Annotated in this window: 13 protein-coding genes and 2 pseudogenes; 8 read left to right on the forward strand and 7 right to left on the reverse strand. The window is 68.9% G+C overall.

All coding sequences use genetic code 11. The features are described from left to right. Window positions 1–172: 172 nt before the first annotated feature. The 3 genes and pseudogenes from GQS65_RS01040 to GQS65_RS01050 all read right to left on the reverse strand — a co-directional run bounded on the left by GQS65_RS01040 (window position 173) and on the right by GQS65_RS01050 (window position 3,221). A pseudogene (locus GQS65_RS01040) lies at window positions 173–1,911 on the reverse strand (glutamate--tRNA ligase). 195 nt (window positions 1,912–2,106) lie between these two features. Then, the gene (locus GQS65_RS01045; protein WP_158202819.1) at window positions 2,107–2,397 is read right to left on the reverse strand and encodes a PRC-barrel domain-containing protein; all 291 of its coding nucleotides are present in this window, start codon (window positions 2,395–2,397) and stop codon (window positions 2,107–2,109) included. Window positions 2,398–2,447: 50 nt separating this feature from the next. Then, entirely contained in the window at window positions 2,448–3,221 is a 774-nt protein-coding gene (locus GQS65_RS01050; protein ID WP_158202820.1) for a helix-turn-helix transcriptional regulator, read from the reverse strand. A gap of 337 nt (window positions 3,222–3,558) precedes the next feature. Between GQS65_RS01050 and GQS65_RS01055 the strand changes: the two genes are divergently transcribed. Then, window positions 3,559–3,954 carry a thioredoxin family protein gene (locus tag GQS65_RS01055; protein ID WP_158202821.1) on the forward strand — a complete coding sequence of 132 codons (396 nt, stop codon included), beginning with the start codon at window positions 3,559–3,561 and terminating at the stop codon, window positions 3,952–3,954. Window positions 3,955–3,978: 24 nt separating this feature from the next. Here GQS65_RS01055 and GQS65_RS01060 read toward each other — a convergent pair whose 3' ends face one another. From GQS65_RS01060 to GQS65_RS01070, 3 genes and pseudogenes are all read right to left on the reverse strand, one after another. Next, window positions 3,979–5,382, reverse strand: a complete 1,404-nt coding sequence (locus GQS65_RS01060; RefSeq protein ID WP_158202822.1) for a S8 family serine peptidase — start codon at window positions 5,380–5,382, stop codon at window positions 3,979–3,981. A gap of 327 nt (window positions 5,383–5,709) precedes the next feature. Beyond that, window positions 5,710–6,780 (reverse strand): phosphotransacetylase family protein, encoded by a 1,071-nt coding sequence (locus GQS65_RS01065; RefSeq protein ID WP_158202823.1) that lies wholly within the window; start codon window positions 6,778–6,780, stop codon window positions 5,710–5,712. Then, a pseudogene (locus tag GQS65_RS01070) lies at window positions 6,777–8,872 on the reverse strand (acetate--CoA ligase family protein). The gene GQS65_RS01065 and the pseudogene GQS65_RS01070 overlap by 4 nt, the downstream one beginning before the upstream one ends. 162 nt (window positions 8,873–9,034) lie before the next feature. Between GQS65_RS01070 and GQS65_RS01075 the strand changes: the two are divergent. From GQS65_RS01075 to GQS65_RS01095, 5 genes are all read left to right on the forward strand, one after another. Continuing rightward, window positions 9,035–10,306, forward strand: coding sequence for an inorganic phosphate transporter (locus tag GQS65_RS01075; RefSeq protein WP_158202824.1), 1,272 nt, complete (start codon window positions 9,035–9,037; stop codon window positions 10,304–10,306). Between the two features lie 76 nt (window positions 10,307–10,382). After that, a complete protein-coding gene (locus tag GQS65_RS01080) occupies window positions 10,383–10,832 on the forward strand; it encodes a universal stress protein (RefSeq protein ID WP_158202825.1) in 450 nt (149 codons plus the stop codon). An 88-nt stretch (window positions 10,833–10,920) separates the two neighbouring features. After that, the gene (locus tag GQS65_RS01085; protein WP_158202826.1) at window positions 10,921–12,033 is read left to right on the forward strand and encodes a metal ABC transporter substrate-binding protein; all 1,113 of its coding nucleotides are present in this window, start codon (window positions 10,921–10,923) and stop codon (window positions 12,031–12,033) included. Further along, window positions 12,030–12,797 carry an ATP-binding cassette domain-containing protein gene (locus tag GQS65_RS01090; RefSeq protein ID WP_368279745.1) on the forward strand — a complete coding sequence of 256 codons (768 nt, stop codon included), beginning with the start codon at window positions 12,030–12,032 and terminating at the stop codon, window positions 12,795–12,797. The genes GQS65_RS01085 and GQS65_RS01090 overlap by 4 nt, the downstream gene beginning before the upstream one ends. Further along, window positions 12,794–13,807, forward strand: a complete 1,014-nt coding sequence (locus GQS65_RS01095) for a metal ABC transporter permease (protein ID WP_158202827.1) — start codon at window positions 12,794–12,796, stop codon at window positions 13,805–13,807. Before GQS65_RS01090 ends, GQS65_RS01095 begins: the two co-directional genes overlap by 4 nt. Here the strand turns inward: GQS65_RS01095 and GQS65_RS01100 are convergent. Beyond that, a complete protein-coding gene (locus tag GQS65_RS01100; protein ID WP_158202828.1) occupies window positions 13,769–14,248 on the reverse strand; it encodes a YbaK/EbsC family protein in 480 nt (159 codons plus the stop codon). The genes GQS65_RS01095 and GQS65_RS01100 overlap by 39 nt on opposite strands. 141 nt (window positions 14,249–14,389) lie before the next feature. Here GQS65_RS01100 and GQS65_RS01105 point away from each other — a divergent pair, with 141 nt between their 5' ends. Further along, a complete protein-coding gene (locus GQS65_RS01105) occupies window positions 14,390–15,013 on the forward strand; it encodes a hypothetical protein (protein WP_158202829.1) in 624 nt (207 codons plus the stop codon). Between the two features lie 55 nt (window positions 15,014–15,068). Then, the gene (locus GQS65_RS01110) at window positions 15,069–15,839 is read left to right on the forward strand and encodes a nitrilase-related carbon-nitrogen hydrolase (protein WP_368279746.1); all 771 of its coding nucleotides are present in this window, start codon (window positions 15,069–15,071) and stop codon (window positions 15,837–15,839) included. The last annotated feature ends 53 nt before the right edge of the window (window positions 15,840–15,892 follow it).

Raw genomic sequence — 15,892 nt, forward strand, 5'->3', positions numbered from 1 at the left:
CGGCACTCGGCGGGCGATAGGTGGAGACGGACGCGTCGCACGGTGTGGTCGCTCTCGACCCCGGACCCGTCTCCGGCGGGACTCAGCGCACGGGCCGCGCTCGTCGGCTCTTGGTATATGAACGTTCGCCGGACAGCGAAACTGTACCGTGGGGAACGGTGTGGGCTGGCGGCTACGGGTGGGTGTAGTACGCGACGTGCTCCTCGGCGGCGTCCTCGGGCACCGAGTCGACGCGAGCGAACCCGACCCGCTCGAACTGCACCACGTCGTCGGGGGCGTAGTCGCGGAAGCTGGGTTCGGCGTGGCCCGACACGTCGCCGTCCATCGTCCGCAGCGTGACGGGGACGCTCTCGGCGGCCGGGACCCAGTGGATCACGGGGACACCCTCCTCGCGGACGGCGTCGATGTCGTCGTCGGTGAACACGAACGACGCCTCGCCGTCGACGGGGTCCTCGTAGCGGACACAGCCGTAGCCCTTCAGCCAGACGCGTTCGCCGACGTCCGGGACGTCCTCCAGTTCGACCAGCACGGCGTCGCGCACGGGGATGTCGCGGCGGCCACGGTCCTCGTGGTCGGGGTGGAGCGGCGGGTGAGCGGCGTCCGGTCCCCCTTCGACGGGGATCGCTGCACCATCGCGCACGAGGAACCGGCGGTCGCTCTCGTCGTCGACGAGTTCGCGGTTCTTCGCGTAGACGGTCGACATGGCGAGGTCCACGTCGCTCGTGGAGGTCCCGAGTTCGACGATGGCGTCGACGACGGCCTCCCCACGGATGCCCCGGCGCTTCACGCTCGCCAGGGTGGGAGCGCGCGGGTCGTCCCAGCCGTCGAGGTCGCCCGACTCGACGAGGGACCTGATGGTCGAGGTGCTCATCTTCACGTCGTAGGCGTCGATCTGGATCTTCCCCCAGTGGACGACTTCGGGGTACTCCCAGCCGAAGTAGTCGTAGACGAACCGCTGGCGTTTCGCGGAGTCCTGCAGGTCGATGCCGCGGATGATGTGCGTCACACCCGTGAGGTGGTCGTCGATACCGCTCTGGAAGTCGAGCATCGGCCACGCGCGGTACTCTGCGGCCTCCTCGCGTGGGTGGGGGGTGTCTATCATCCGGAACGCCACGAAGTCACGGAGCGCGGGGTTCTTGTGGTCGATGTCCGTCCGCACGCGGAGGACCATCTCGCCGCTCTCGTACTCGCCGGCGACCATCGCCTCGAACTCCTCGCGGACCGTCTCGACGTCCTTCTCGCGGTGGGGGCAGGCCTCCCCGGAGTTCTTCATGTCCGAGAACGCGCCGGCCTCACACGAGCAGGTGTACGCCCCGCCGAGGTCGACGAGTTCCCGCGCGTGGTCGTAGTACGTCTCGACCCGGTCGCTCGCGCGAATCACCTCGTCGGTTCGAACCCGAGGTAGTCGATGGCGTCGAGGATGGCGTCGTAGGCGTCGAGGTCCGGCCGTTTCGTCTCGGGGTCCGTGTCGTCGAACCGGCACAGCATCCAGCCGTCGTAGAGGTCTTTGTACGTCCCGATGACGGCGGGCATCCGGGCGTTGCCGAGATGCCACGGGCCGTTGGGGTTCGGCGCGAGGCGCATCCGAACCTCGTCGTACTCCTCGGCGTTCGGGAGGTCCGGCAGCACCTGGTCGTCCTCCTCGTCGTCGGCGTCCAACTCGGCGACCGCTTCGGGGTCGAGTTCTTCGAGACGCTCGCGTTTCTCCGCGTTCGAGAAGCCGTTGACCCGGCCGACGACGGGCGCGACGACACCCGCTATCTGGTCGCCGTGCTCTCGGAACTCGGGGTTCTCGCCCATCAACGGCCCCATGATGGCACCGACCTGTGCGTCGGAGTCGTGTTTGAGCGCGTTGAACAGCGCGTTGACCTCCGCTTCGCGCTCGACACGCTCACGAATCTCGTCGTCCATTACGCCCGGATTACCGCTTGCGGGTGAAAACTGCGTGGGATTCGCTGTGAGGATTCGGTGGTGGGGTTTGTGGAGATGGTGCGATTGTGACCACCTCGAACGGGGCGAGGCGCAGGACTCGGGGCTGTCGAGCTGTCCGCAACTCCTGGTACTCAGTAGAGAGTACGAGAACGAACCACAGAGAACTCGACTCCGTTACGCCGCTGCTTCCTGTTCGGGGTCTTTCATGCGCTCGACGATGTCGTTGATGAGGATGATGTCGCCGACCGACCGGACCCAGCGGTACGGGATGATGACGCCGCGGGCGCCACGAACGCGCTCGTCGAACAGGTCGAGGTTGAGGTCGGCGAGGGCGAGACCGGTCACCTGCTCGGTGTCGAGGTCGAGTCTCAGGTCCTCGACCTGCCCGATGAACACGCCGTTGTTCGAGTAGACTTCCCGCCCGACGAGCGTCGTAATCTCCTGTGGGCCCGCATCTGCGTCCATACCGACGCGGTGGGTCGGGGGGATAATAACCCTTGGCTGAGCGTCTGACGCTACGGTGACGGCAGCGCGTCCGCTCGCTGCCAGTGGTGGTCGATGTACGCCGCCGTCCACGACACGGCCTCCGGGGAGTCGTTCGTGACTACGCCTCGCAGGCCGTCGGACCCGTAGACGGTCAGCGACGCCACCTGCTCGTCGCCTCGTTCGTGAAGCTTGACGCTACAGGGAACCCGCTCGTCGGTCTCGCGGACCGAAACCCGGTCCAGTCCGAACACCGGGTCACCGACGAGGTCGTACCGCGAGAGCAGTCGCTCGAACACCGACGACGGGAAGACGAGTTCCACGCTCGTTCCGGTCTCGATCGCCTCCTGATAGGTGTCGACGTATCGCTCCGAGACCGCACTGACCAGTCCGCGGACGGTGTCGGCCCACGAGAGCAGTTCCCGGTTGGTCTCGGCCGGTCTGTCCGGCGCGACGGGGGACGGACGGACCACCTCTGCCCCCGCGAACAGCGACGGCGGAAACGGTGCCTCGCGGGGGAGGACCGACAGCACGTCCGCTGCCTCGTCGACACCGGTGGTGGCCGCCTCGAACCGGTCGAGCGCGTCGAGCACGACCTGCCCCGAGAGGGTCGCCCGGTAGCCCCCGTCGACCGGTTCGACGAAGCCCCGTGTGGCAAGTTCCCGAACGGCCCGGTCGACGGTCGACCGCGAGACGTCGAGGTTCGAGACGAGTTCGCGTTTCCCGACGACGCCCGTACTTAACGCACGCAGGACCGGCGCTCGAAACGAGAGGAGTCCGAGAAGGCCCGAGGAGCGTGCAGGCATTACGTTCAGTGCCTGCGCGAGCCGTATCAATCCTCCGGTCGAACCGTCGAATCGATATAAACGAACCGTACTTTTATATACGATTGCTCGGGTCGTGGTGTGCCGTCCCAGGCAGTGGACTGATAACACCTCGCGCCGTACAGATGCTCGCCGGACGCCTCTGACAATGCCCGGCAACGCGCGCCGCCCGGCGCGCACCGCCACCGGTCGGCCCGAATCGGTGGCTCTTGGGGGTTCTCCCCCACTCTCTCGACGCTACCGAGCGGTCGCTCCGGTCGTGCGACGGTCGGACACAGCGTCGGGGGAGCTAAATCGCCGTCACACCGTAGCTGTAGCAATGAGCGACGAGGAACGCGACACGATACGCGAACGAAAGCACGAGGAACTCATCGACCGGGCGAGCGGCGGCGACAGACCGACCGAGCCGGTACACGTCCACGGCGAAGCGGAGTTCGACGAGGTGCTCTCGCAGTACCCGCTGGTGCTCGTCGACTACCACGCCGAGTGGTGTGGTCCGTGCAAGATGCTCGAACCGACCGTGAAGACACTCGCGGCGGACTCGCCGGCCGTCGTTGCGAAGGTCGACATCGACGAGAACCAGTCCCTCGCCCAGCAGCAGGGTATCCGCGGCGTCCCGACGCTCCAGTTGTACGCGGGCGGTCGGCAGGTCGAAGAGGTCGTCGGCGTCCGCGACGAGGGGTCGCTGCGGTCGCTCATCGAGCAGCACGCGTAAAAATCGAGGTCCGCGGACCGGTGCTTACAGCGCGTCGAGGACGTTGAGGTAGCCGCTGCCGTAGTACTCCTTGCCGTACGCCTCGGGAACGTCGGCAGCACGTTTGAGCGTGCTCTCCAACTGGTTGGCGTTGTAGCCGGGGTTGACGCTCTTGACGAGCGCCGCGGCCCCCGCGACGTTGGGTGCGGCCATCGACGTGCCCGCCTTCCATCCCCACCCGGGGACGGAGCCGGCGTAGTTGCCCTCGTCGTCCGTGAGGACGGTCGTCACCGTGTTGAACACGAGGTCCCACGCGTAGGCGGGGACGCCGCCGAGCGGGTCGGTCATCGAGAGGTCGTAGTTCCCGCCGGGTGCGCCGATGTCCACGGCGTTCGTCCCGTAGTTGGTGTACTTCGCGGGCGTCTCGGGGGGCTCCACGAGCTCCTGGTCCGCGAACAGCGAGTACCCGTACCCGACCGGTCCGGTCGCGGAGACGGACATCGCCTGTGCGCCCTCGTTGGGCAGGCTGATCCAGTGTCCGCCTTCGAGCGTCTCCAGTTCGCCGTCGCCGTCGACGTCGACCCGCTGACCGTTGTCGTGCTGGAGGTCGACGGCGTCGTTGCCCGCGGAGATGACGAGCAGCGTCCCCTCCTTGTTGGCGTACGTCATCGCCTTGTTGAGGAAGCCGCCGTAGAAGCTCCCGAGACCCTTCCGCGAGATGGGGTACGCACCGAGCGAGAGGTTCGCCACGTCACAGTCGTCCGCGGCGGCCTGCAGCACCGCGGCGACGACGATGGAGAACGCGCCGTTCTCTCCACCGAAGTTCGAGAACACACGGTAGTCGACGAGTTCGGTGTCCGGTGCGGTCCCGATGACACCGGTGTCACCGGCGTTCGAGGCACCGACGATGCCCGCGACGTGGGTACCGTGGTCGCCGCCGCCGGGGACGCCCGCGCCGAGGCCGTCGCCGGTGAAGTCCTGCGAGAGGTCGACGTTGACGTTCGGTGCGAGGTCCGGGTGTGTCGCGTCGATACCGGAGTCGATGACTGCGACACGGCTGCCCTCGCCGGTCGTCGTCTCGTGGGCCGTCGGGACGTCGAGGTCCTGCTTGTCCCACTGGTAGGAGTAGAACGAGTCGTCCGTCGACTCGTCCAGCGCGTCCGTCGAGACGGACTTCCGTGCCGGGTCGCTCACGTCGAAGGAGATGTCCGGGGCGTGCGACTTGACCGCCTTGTCCGTCTCCAGTGCGGACTCGCTGCCCTTCACGACCGCGTAGCCGATCTCCGAGAGGTCGTAGAGGACCTCCGCGTTCGGCGACCGGTTCCCTCTGAGTTTGACGATGAACCGCTCTCGACTCTCCATCGCCGTGACCGTCGAACTCGCAGCGAACGCGCCGCCCAGCGCAGCCCCGCTGACCTTCAAGAACTTCCGCCGGCTGTGGTCTGTCATCACCAATCCCATGACAGGACCACACATAAGTGTTAAGAACCGAAACTGTTAAACCATACCATGTACATCCTCGTTTTTACTCGGAGCCGACGCGAGAGAGTCTGTACCGGGGGCGGCGGAGTCGGGCCGGCCGACGCGCTCGGCAGTGTGAGCTCTCGACCCGGTCGAGACCACCGAGGACGGACCGCCTCGTCGAAGGGAATACGCCGAGGAGGAATCCCCGGACGTGTGACACTACGGAGCTCGTGTGAGCTCCGGGTAGCTTTCATCGGCGGCCAGTATAACGCTTCGGCGTCCTGGCCGTGACCGTACGTCGCGGCGACCGTATCACTCGCCGGACAGTTCGAGGAGGGCCTCGACGTCGAGGTCCTCCTCGAGCAGGTCGTGCATCCGCTCGACGGTCGCCGCGTTCCGTGCGCGACCCGACCGGACGACGTCCTCCGCGCGGTCGACGGTGGTGATGGTGTCCGACCGGGTGAGCAAGACGGGCACACCGGCGTCCTCCGCCCGGCCGAGCACCGCCGCCGGTGGGTGGAAGCCGCCGGTCAGCAGGACGGCCTCGATGCCGGGGGCGTCGAGCGCGGCCGTCGTGATTTCGGGACGGTCGCCGCCCGTTATCATCGCCGCCGCACGGGTCCGCCGGAACTGCTTGCGTGCGTCCTCGGCGCTCATCGCCCCCACGGTGAACCGCTCGACGAACGCGTCGGTGGGGGCGTCGGTGGTCAGCACCTCGGCTCCGAGTTCGTCGGCGAGGTCGGAGACGGTGACGCCGGCGAGTTCCTGGACTCGTGGGAGCGCACCGAACACCCGAATCCCGCGGCCTTCGAGGAACGGGATGGCGTCCTCCACGAGGGCGTCGAGGTCGGCGTCGGCGACGCCGTTGAAGACGACGCCGGCCAGTCGGTCGCCGAGGTGACGCGCCGCCGAGAGCACGTCGTCGACGTCCGTCGGGTCGGCGTACGTGGCGACGAGGACGGCGCGAGCGTCGAGCAACTCGGCGACGTCCGCGTCGGTCAGCGCCGCAGCGCCACCGGCGGCGAACGTCCCGCCGCCCTCCAGGACCATCACGTCCGTGCCGTCGGCGAGACGGTCGTAGCTCTCGCGCACCTGGTCGTGGAGTTCGTCGGGGTCCTCGCGGCCGCGCATCGTCTGTTCGACGAACGTGCGGGAGTACACCACGGGTTCGAGGTCCGCGATGTCCGCGTCCAGTTCGAGCAGTTCACGGGCGAGTAGCGGGTCCTCGTCGAGGGTCTTGCCGACCGCGCTCTGGAGGCGGGTCCCCTTCGGTTTCATGTAGCCGACGCTGTCGCCTCGCTCGCGGGCGCTGAGCGCCAGTGCGAGTGCGATGGCCGTCTTGCCGGTGCTCTCGTCGGTCGAGGTGATGAGTATCGGGTTCATAGCTCGTCGGGGTCGATGGTGAGGCGGACGTCGACGGCAGTCGCGCCATCCGGCGTCGCCACCAGGGGGTTCACGTCCAGTTCCAGAATCGCGGGGAAGTCCGTCGCCAACTGCGAGAGGCGACCGATGGTCTCGACCACCGCCGGTTCGTCGACGGGGTCGCGGCCACGCGCCCCCCGGAGGAGCGGCGCGGCCTGCACGTCGTCTATCATCTCGCTCGCCTCTCGCTCCGAGAGCGGCGCGACGCGAACGGTGGTGTCCTCCAGCACTTCGACGAAGATGCCCCCGAGACCGAACAGTACGAGGGGACCGAACTGCGGGTCGCGGTTGATGCCGACGATAGTCTCGACGCCGGCGTCGAGGTCCAGCAACTCCTGGACCTGCACGCCGATGATGTGGGCGTCAGGCTGGTAGGTCCGTGCGCGCTGGACCAGGTCGTCGTACGTCGCGGCCACCTCGTCGTTCGGGACGCCGACGCGGACGCGCCGATGTCGGACTTGTGGAGGATGTCCGGCGAGACCACCTTCATCACGACGTCGCCGTCGATTGATTCGGCGACCTCACGGGCGTCGTCGGGCGAGTCGACCACCGCACCGTCGGGCACGGGGATGCCGTACGCCGACAGCAGGTCCATCGCCTCGACGCCGATGCGGGTCTCGCCGCGGCCGGCCGCCTCCTGTAGAATCTCGCGGACGGCGTCGGGGTCCACGTCGTCGTACTCGGCGGCGGGGTCGTATTCCCGCGTGCTGCTGTCGCGGAACTCCCGAAGCGCGTCGAGACTCCGGATGGCGCGGGCCGGGTCGAAGTACGCCGGGATGCCCGCCGCGTTGAGCGTCTCTTGGGCCTCCCTCGCGGAATCGCCACCCATGAAACAGACCGCGACGGGCTTGCCGTGTTCGGCCTGTTTCTCGACGATGACCGCCGCGAGTTCCTCGAACGTGAGGACCGCGACGGGACACGAGACGATACAGGCCGCGCCGACGGTGGGGTCCGAGAGCGCGGTGTCGATGGCCGCGGCGAACCGGTCGACGTCGGCGTCACCGATGACGTCGACGGGGTTGTAGATGTTCGCCGTCTCGGGTAACTCCTCGCCCAGTTGGTCGAGGGTGGCCTGCGAGAACGAGGCGAGCGAGAGGCCCGCATCGCCCACCGCGTCGGTGGCCATCACGCCCGGCCCGCCGGCGTTCGTCACGACGGCCACGTCGTCGCTCTCGGGGAGCGGTTGGCCCGCCAGCGCCTCCGCGGAGTCGAACAGTTCCTGGACGTTCTCCGCGCGGAGGACGCCCGCCTGGTCGAGGCCCGCCTCGTACGCCGCCTCGCTGCCGGCGATGGTGCCGGTGTGGGAGGCGGCCGCGTGTGCCCCGGCCTCGGTCCGACCGGACTTCACCAGCACGATGGGGGTGTCCTGAGTCACCTCGCGGGCGGCGTCGATGAACGCTCGGCCCTCGCCGATGCCTTCGAGGTAGCCGAGGACGACGTCGGTGTCCGGGTCGTCGCCCCACGCGCGGACGAAGTCACGTTCGTCGAGAACGGCCTTGTTCCCCAGCGAGACGACGTCGCGGAAGCCGATACCGCGGTCGTTCGCCCAGTCGAGGACGGCCGTGATGAACGCCCCCGACTGACTCATGAACGAGATGTCCCCGTCGAGCGCCATGTCGGGGCCGAACGTCGCGTTCATCCCGACGCCGGTGGCGATGACCCCCAGGCTGTTCGGCCCGACGAGGTTCAGGTCGTAGCGCTCGGCCACTTCGCGCAACTCGCGTTCGCGGGCCGCACCCTCGCTGCCCGTCTCGCCGAACCCGGCGGTGATGACGACGACGTTCTCGATACCCTCCTCACCGGCCTGCCGGACCACGTCGATGGCGACGCTCGGCGGGACGACGACCACCGCGAGGTCGACGTCGCCCGTGCGGGTGAGGTCCGGCACGGTTTCGAGGCCGAGGACGGCGTCGGTGTTCGGGTTGACCGGAACCGTCTCGCCCGCGAACTCCGAGAGCAGGTTCTCCATGACGGCTCTGCCGACCGACCCGTCGCGTTCGGTCGCTCCGACCACGGCGACCCGCTCGGGAGCGAACAGCGTCTCCAATCCCATTCGTCGTTCGGGGGTTCACCACCCCGGCGCAAATACGTGCCGGCTGTCCGCAGGACGAACCGCCGATTCGCCCCCCGTCTTCTGGTTTTATGAAGCCGCCCGCCGTCCCGACACGGCAGGGTCAAGCATGTTCGTGCCGAAGCCGAGGTTGATTTTTAACTCATGAGCCAACTACTGCTTTTCGCAGGGCTCGCGGTGGCGGCGTTCGTCGGGTTCAACATCGGCGGGTCGTCGACCGGTGTCGCGTTCGGCCCCGCCGTCGGGAGTCGAATCGTCGGGAAAGTGGCCGCCGCGACGCTGTTCACAGGGTTCGCGCTGCTCGGCGGGTGGACCGTCGGAATCAACGTCATCGACACGATGAGCGGGGGCATCGTCCCCGCGACGCTGTTCACACCGACGGCGAGCGTCGGCGTCCTGTTCTTCTCGGGGGTCGCGTTGCTCGTCTCGAACCTCTACGGCGTCCCGGCCTCTACCTCCATGACCGCCGTCGGGGCCATCGTCGGCCTGGGTCTGGCCGCGGGGGAACTCAACGAACCGCTGATGTTCACCATCGTCTCGGCGTGGGTCGTCGCGCCGCTTCTAGCGTTCTGGACCGGCCTGTTCATCGGTCGGTATCTCTACCCACATCTCGACGCCCGGTTCTCGTTCTCGCGCATCGAGGGTGGACTGTTCGGCCTCGACCGCTCGGGGCGAGTCCCGCGACCACGTCTCGGCGAGCAGGCGAACGGCCGCGACGTCGTCGGTGCGGCGCTCGTCCTCGTCATCGCCTGTTACATGGGGTTCTCGGCGGGCGCGTCCAACGTCGCCAACGCCGTCGCGCCGCTGGTCGGGAGCGGTGCCATCACCGTCGAACAGGGCGTCCTGCTGGCTATCGCCTCCCTCGGCCTCGGCGGGTTCACCATCGCGCGGCGGACGCTCGACACCGTCAGCGACGGTATCACCGAACTCCCCATCCTCGCCGCGCTCGTCGTCTCGACCATCGGCGCGACGGTCATCACCGTTCTGAGCCAGTTCGGCATCCCCGCCAGTCTCGCGGTGAGCACCACCTCCTGTATCATCGGGCTGGGCTACGGGCGGGCGAGTCGCGCGGTCACGCTGGCCGAGGCCGCCGAGAGCGCCATCCAAGGCGAACCGGGACCGGACCTCTCGGTCGGAGCGCTCTCGCCGGAGGCGGGCGAGGTGGACGTCGAACCCGGTCCGACGGTCGGGACGCTGGCGACCAACGACGTGCCGGACCGACCCGTCGCCGACGGCGGTCCCTCGACCCCCGAGGTGCCCGCCATCGGCGAGGAAGCGCCGGAGACGCTGACGAGCGAACAGCTGTTCGACGCGGCCGCGACCAGCCGTATCGTGATGCTCTGGATACTCTCACCGACCGTCTCGGCCGTCGGGTCGTACCTCCTGTTCGCGTTCGTCCTGCAGGTCGGCGGCTGACGCCACGACTCGACACCGACCGTCCGCTCGTGACAGCCGGGGAATAGCTTTGGCGGTCGGTAGCCTCCGGTCGGCTATGACCGAGCACGTGCTCGTCCCCCTCGACGGGTCACCGCAGTCCCAGCGTGCCTTCGACTACGCCCTGACGCTCCCGGACGTTCGACTCACCCTGCTGACCGTCATCAACCCGTTCGACGTGGACGCCGAGCGGCCGGGCTACCAGTCACCGCTCGGGAAGGCGGGGGTCCCGGCGTACTCCCAGGAGTGGTATCAGCGGTTCCGTGACGAGGCGGTCGAACGGCAGCAAGCGGACGTCGAGACGGCCGAGGAGGCGGGTGTCGAAACCGCCGGCGACGTCGTGTTCGGACAGGCCGCTCGTCAGATAGTCGGGTACGCCGAGGACCACGACGTGGACCACATCGTCCTCGGCACCCACGGCCGACGGAACCTCTCGCGCGTCCTCCTCGGAAGCGTCGCCGAGAGCGTCGTCCGACGCGCGCCGTCGCGGGTCACGGTCGTCAGATGAGCGACCGACTCACCGCTCACCGGCCGGTAACAACTACCGATACTTCGATAGCAGATTTTATTAACTAGTGTTTCTGAGTTAGTAACAGATGGTCCACTACACTCGCCGGTCGGTGCTCGCTGCCACGGCCGGTCTGGCCACCGCTTCGCTCGCTGGCTGTCTCGACGGCGCGACCGCCGGCAGGTCGGGCGATGCCGATACGATGGCGTCGTTCGCCGTACTCGCCGACCTCTCGGCGGCCGTGGGCGGCGAGACGCTCGCCGTCGAGGGCGTCGTCCCGTTCGGTCAGCACGGCCACGGCTGGCAGCCCTCGGCGGCCGTCCAACGGTCGATTCGGGACGCTTCGGCGTTCGTCTACGCCGGCACGGGGTTCCAGCCCTGGGCCGACGACGTTGTCACGAGCCTCGACGCGGACGGGGCCGACGTCCACGTCGTCGACGCTCGACGGGATGTCGACCTCCTGCCCACCCCGTCGGGCGAGGATGAGGGCGACCACGAGGGAACGACGACCGACGACCACCACGAAGCGCACGAGGGAGAGTCGACGGAGACGGCACACGAAGGGGACCACGACGGAACGGAACCCCACGAGACCACCCACCACGAGGAGGACCACGACGGAGAGACCGGCCACGACGGAGAGGACCACGCGGGCCACGACCACGGCGCGATGGACCCCCACTTCTGGCTCGACCCGACGCGGACGGTGACGGCCGTCGAGACGGTCACCGAAGGCCTGACGACGGCGTTCCCCGACGACGAAGCGACGCTCCGTGAGAACGCGAGCGCGTACGTCGAGGAACTGCGTGCGCTCGACGCCGAGTTCGAGGAGACGCTCGCCGGTCGCTCGCGCGAGACGGTCCTCGTCGCGGGACACGACGCGTTCCAGTACCTCGGGGAGCGCTACGGGTTCGAGATTCACGCGCTGACCGGCCTCTCGCCCGACGACTCGCCGACACCTCGGGACGTCGAGCGTGCGCAGACCGTCGTCGAGGACGAGGGCGTCACACACGTCCTCGCGCCGGTGTTCGAGTCCGACCGTGCGGCACGGCGACTCGCCGAGGAGACGGCCGTCGAGGGCGTCTTGCCCATCACCGCGCTGGCGGGCCGAACCGAGGAGTGGGCCGACCAGGGGTGGCGCTACGAGGACGTGATGCGCGAGGTCAACCTCGCCACGCTCCGGGAGGCGCTGGGCGCGTGAGCGTCGTCGCGCTCGACGGGGTGTCGTTCGGCTACGCCGACCATCCCGTCGTCGAGGACGTGACACTGACCGTCGACCCGGGCGAGTTCGTCGGTCTCGTCGGCCCGAACGGCTCCGGGAAGAGCACGCTCGTCCGAATCGCGCTCGGACTGGTCCGTCCCGACCGTGGCACCGCACGGCTCTTCGGGTCGCCCGCCCACCGCGACCGGGACGGCACTCGGGTCGGCTACGTCGCCCAGCAGGCCACCCGACAGGCCGGCGAGATGCCCGTCACCGTCCGCGAAGTCGTCCGGATGGGTCGGTACCCGCACGTTCGCTGGCGGTTCGGCGAACGCGACCGGCGAGCAGTCGACGCTGCGCTCGACCGTGTCGGCGTGACGGACCTCGCCGACCGTCAGGTCCGGACGCTCTCGGGGGGACAGCGCCAGCGCGTGTTCATCGCTCGCGCCCTGGCGAGCGAGGCCGACCTGCTCGTCTTCGACGAACCCGTCGTGGGCGTCGACACCGAGTCCCGGACCGCGTTCTACGACCTGCTCGACGCGCTCAACGAGGAGGGGCTGACCGTGCTACTGATCGACCACGACATCGGCGTCGTCACGGCCCACGCCGACCGCGTGGTGTGTCTCGACTGTCGGGTCCGGTTCGACGGCGACACGGACGCCTTCGCCGAGAGCGACGCGCTCGACCGGAGTTACGGCCCCGCCCACCGCACGCTCGACCACAGCCACGGCCACGACCACGCCGCCGACCACGACCACCCATGACGTCGACGGTGTCGCCGCTCGCGCTACTGGCCCTCGTCTTGCCCCCGTTCGAACGGGCGTTCGACGCCTTCGTCGGCGTCTTCGGCGACGCCGCGTGTGCGGCGGGGGACGCGACCGTCGGGAGCGTCTTCTGCGAGGGGTACATGCAACTCGCCCTGCTCGCGGGCATCGGCGTCGGCGTGGTCGCGCCGCTGGTCGGGACGTTCCTCGTCCACCGCCGGATGGCGCTGGTCGGGGACACGCTCGCCCACGCCGCGTTCGCCGGAGTCGCCGTCGGCCTCTTCCTCGGGTCGACGCTCGGCGTCGCCGTCTCCCCGCAGGTGAGCGCGCTCGTCGTCGCCGTCGTCGCCGCGCTGGGTATCGAGACGCTCGTCGAGCGAACCGACACCGCCGGCGACGTCTCGATGGCCATCGTCCTCTCGGGAGCGTTCGCGCTCGGAACCGTCCTCCTGAGCCTCGGGAGCGGTGGGCTCTCCGTCTCGGTCCACCAGTACCTCTTCGGGTCGCTGGTGCTCGTCGACCGCGCGTCCGTGGGTCTGTTGACCCTGCTCGTCGGCGTCGTCGTCGGCACCGTCGCGCTCACCTACCGCCCGCTCGTCTTCGTCACGTTCGACGAGACGGCCGCGCGGGTCGCCGGAATCCCCGTCCGGCGCTACGAGCGCCTGCTCGCCGTGCTGACCGCGCTCGTCGTCGTCGCCGCGATGCAGATTCTCGGCGTCATCCTCGTCGCCGCGATGCTCGTCGTCCCCGTCGCGGCCGCCACACAGGTCGCTACGTCGTTCCGCTCGTCGCTCTGGCTCTCGGTCGCTGCCGCCGAACTCGCCGTCGTGGCCGGTCTCGTCCTCTCGTACTACGCTGGTACGCAGGGGAGCGGGACCGTCGTCCTGCTCGCTATCGGCGTCTTCTGTCTCGCTGCGGGGGCTTCTCGGCTTCCAACGGGACTCGCCCGGCGCGTCCGGTCGGCGGTCGGCTCACGCCTCGGCCAGCGCGACGACACGCGCACCCGATAGCTCCCGCAGGCGCTCGGGGTCGATGGGGAAGACGGCCTCCGGGGTCCCTGCCGCGGCCCACACCGCCTCGAAGTCGAGCAGCGTCTCGTCCATGTACGTCGGGACGTCCGCTTCGTGACAGAACGGTGGGACGCCGCCGATGGACCAGCCCAGCGTCTCGCGGATGACGGCGGCGTCGGCCATCCCCACCTCGCTCTCGGGGACGCCTCGCAACTCGGCGACGGCGGCCACGTCGACCCGATTCGCGCCGCTCGTGACGCAGACGACGAGGTCCTCGCCCGCCCGGAGGGCGATGGAACTGGCGATCTGAGCGACGTCACAGCCGACGGCTTCGGCCGCGGCGGCGGCCGTCTTCGTCCCCTCGTCGAACTCGTGGACCGCGACGTCGACGTCGTAGCGCTCGCGCGCACGACCGGCGAACTCCTCCGCTCGTGGATGCATGGCCCCGACTGTGACTGCCGGGGACATAGTGTTGGGGGCTGACGCGCCCGTAATCGGAGATACTCGTCGGTCGGGTGCGGTGGTTCAAAGCGCTCTCTGTTCCTTCCCAACTGGCTTTCTTTAGGGGGGCGAAGGCGTGGTATGGACAGACGAACGCTCCTGAGCACGGTCGGAACCGGTATCGCGGTCGCAGTGGCTGGCTGTATGGAGTCCGGTGGCGACGGCGATGGCGCGGGGAGCGGTGGCGCGGGGACGGCCGACCCGACGGACACCGACTCCCCGACGACGACCGAACACGCCGACGACGGCGTGACCGAGGAGGGCACGACGGGGAACGGGACGACAGACGGGAGCACCGACGGAACGGAAAACGGTGGGACGACCGACGACGTGGGGACGCCGGAGGACTCGGGTGCGGTCGCCGTCGCGGACACCGCGTTCGAGGTGACGAGCAACCAGTGCGGTGGCAGCCAACAGTCGGCGACCGTCTCGGCCGACGGGAGCACGGTGACCGTCGAGGGGGTGGCTCGTGGGTCCGACGCCTGTCACACCGCACGCCTCGCGGGGACGAGCGTCGACGGCGGCACGCTCACCGTCTCCGTCGAGTCGTACGTCCCCGAGAGCGAGGCGGACGAGATGTGTCAGCAGTGTCTCGTCGACATCGAGTACACGGCGACGGTCACCACGTCCGGGGGCGCACCCGAGTCGGTCGTCGTGATGCACGGCGACGAGCAGGTGACGAGAGCCGACGCGCTCGAAGACTGACCCCGTCACCTTCCGAACGAGTGGACTCTTGTCGTGGACGTTCGAACCGGCGGTCGTGAGTACCCCCGTCCGCGCCGCGATTTCGCAGTGTCCGGTCGACGACCTCGACGTCGCCGCCAACCTCGACCGACTCCGTCGTCGTGTCGACGCCCTCCCCGACGACGTCGAACTCGCGGTGTTCCCCGAGACCTCCCTGACGGGCTACGTTCCCGACGAACGCGTCCACGAGGTGGCGCTCGACCGCGACGGCCCGGAACTCGACTCGGTTCGGACGGTCGCCCGCGAGCACGACTGCCGCCTGCTCGTCGGCTTCGTCGAACGGGGCGACGAGGCGGTCTACAACGCCGCGGCGTGGGTCGCTCCCGACCGAACGACGGTGTACCGCAAGCGCCACCTCTGGGGGAGCGAGCGCGACTGGCTCACCCCCGGCGAGGAGCGCGTGACCGTCGAGACGCCCGTCGGGACCGCCGCGCTCCTGACGTGTTACGACCTCAACTTCGTCGCCGAGAGCTACGCCCACCTCGACGAGTCCGTCACCGCGCTGCTGGTCCCCGGAGCGTGGCCCCCCGAACACGACGCGAACTGGCGACTGCTCGCCCGTGCCCGCGCACTCGACGGCGTCCGCTGGGTACTCGCCGCCGGTCGAACGGGAACCCGCGACGTGCCGGACGCACCCCCGGCCGCCTACAACGGACGCTCGCTGGTCGTCCGCCCGGACGGTACGGTCGCAGCGGCCGCGGACCGAACTGCCAGTGACCTCCTCCCGACCCTCGACCCGGTCGTCCTCGACCGCTGTCGGGAGACGGTCGGGCTGTTCGAACGGTGAATCATTGTTCACGATAATGAGAACAGGATTTTAGATTCGCCAAAGGATTTTTT

Origin of the sequence: Halomarina oriensis (genome assembly GCF_009791395.1) — an archaeon.
GTDB lineage: Archaea > Halobacteriota > Halobacteria > Halobacteriales > Haloarculaceae > Halomarina > Halomarina oriensis.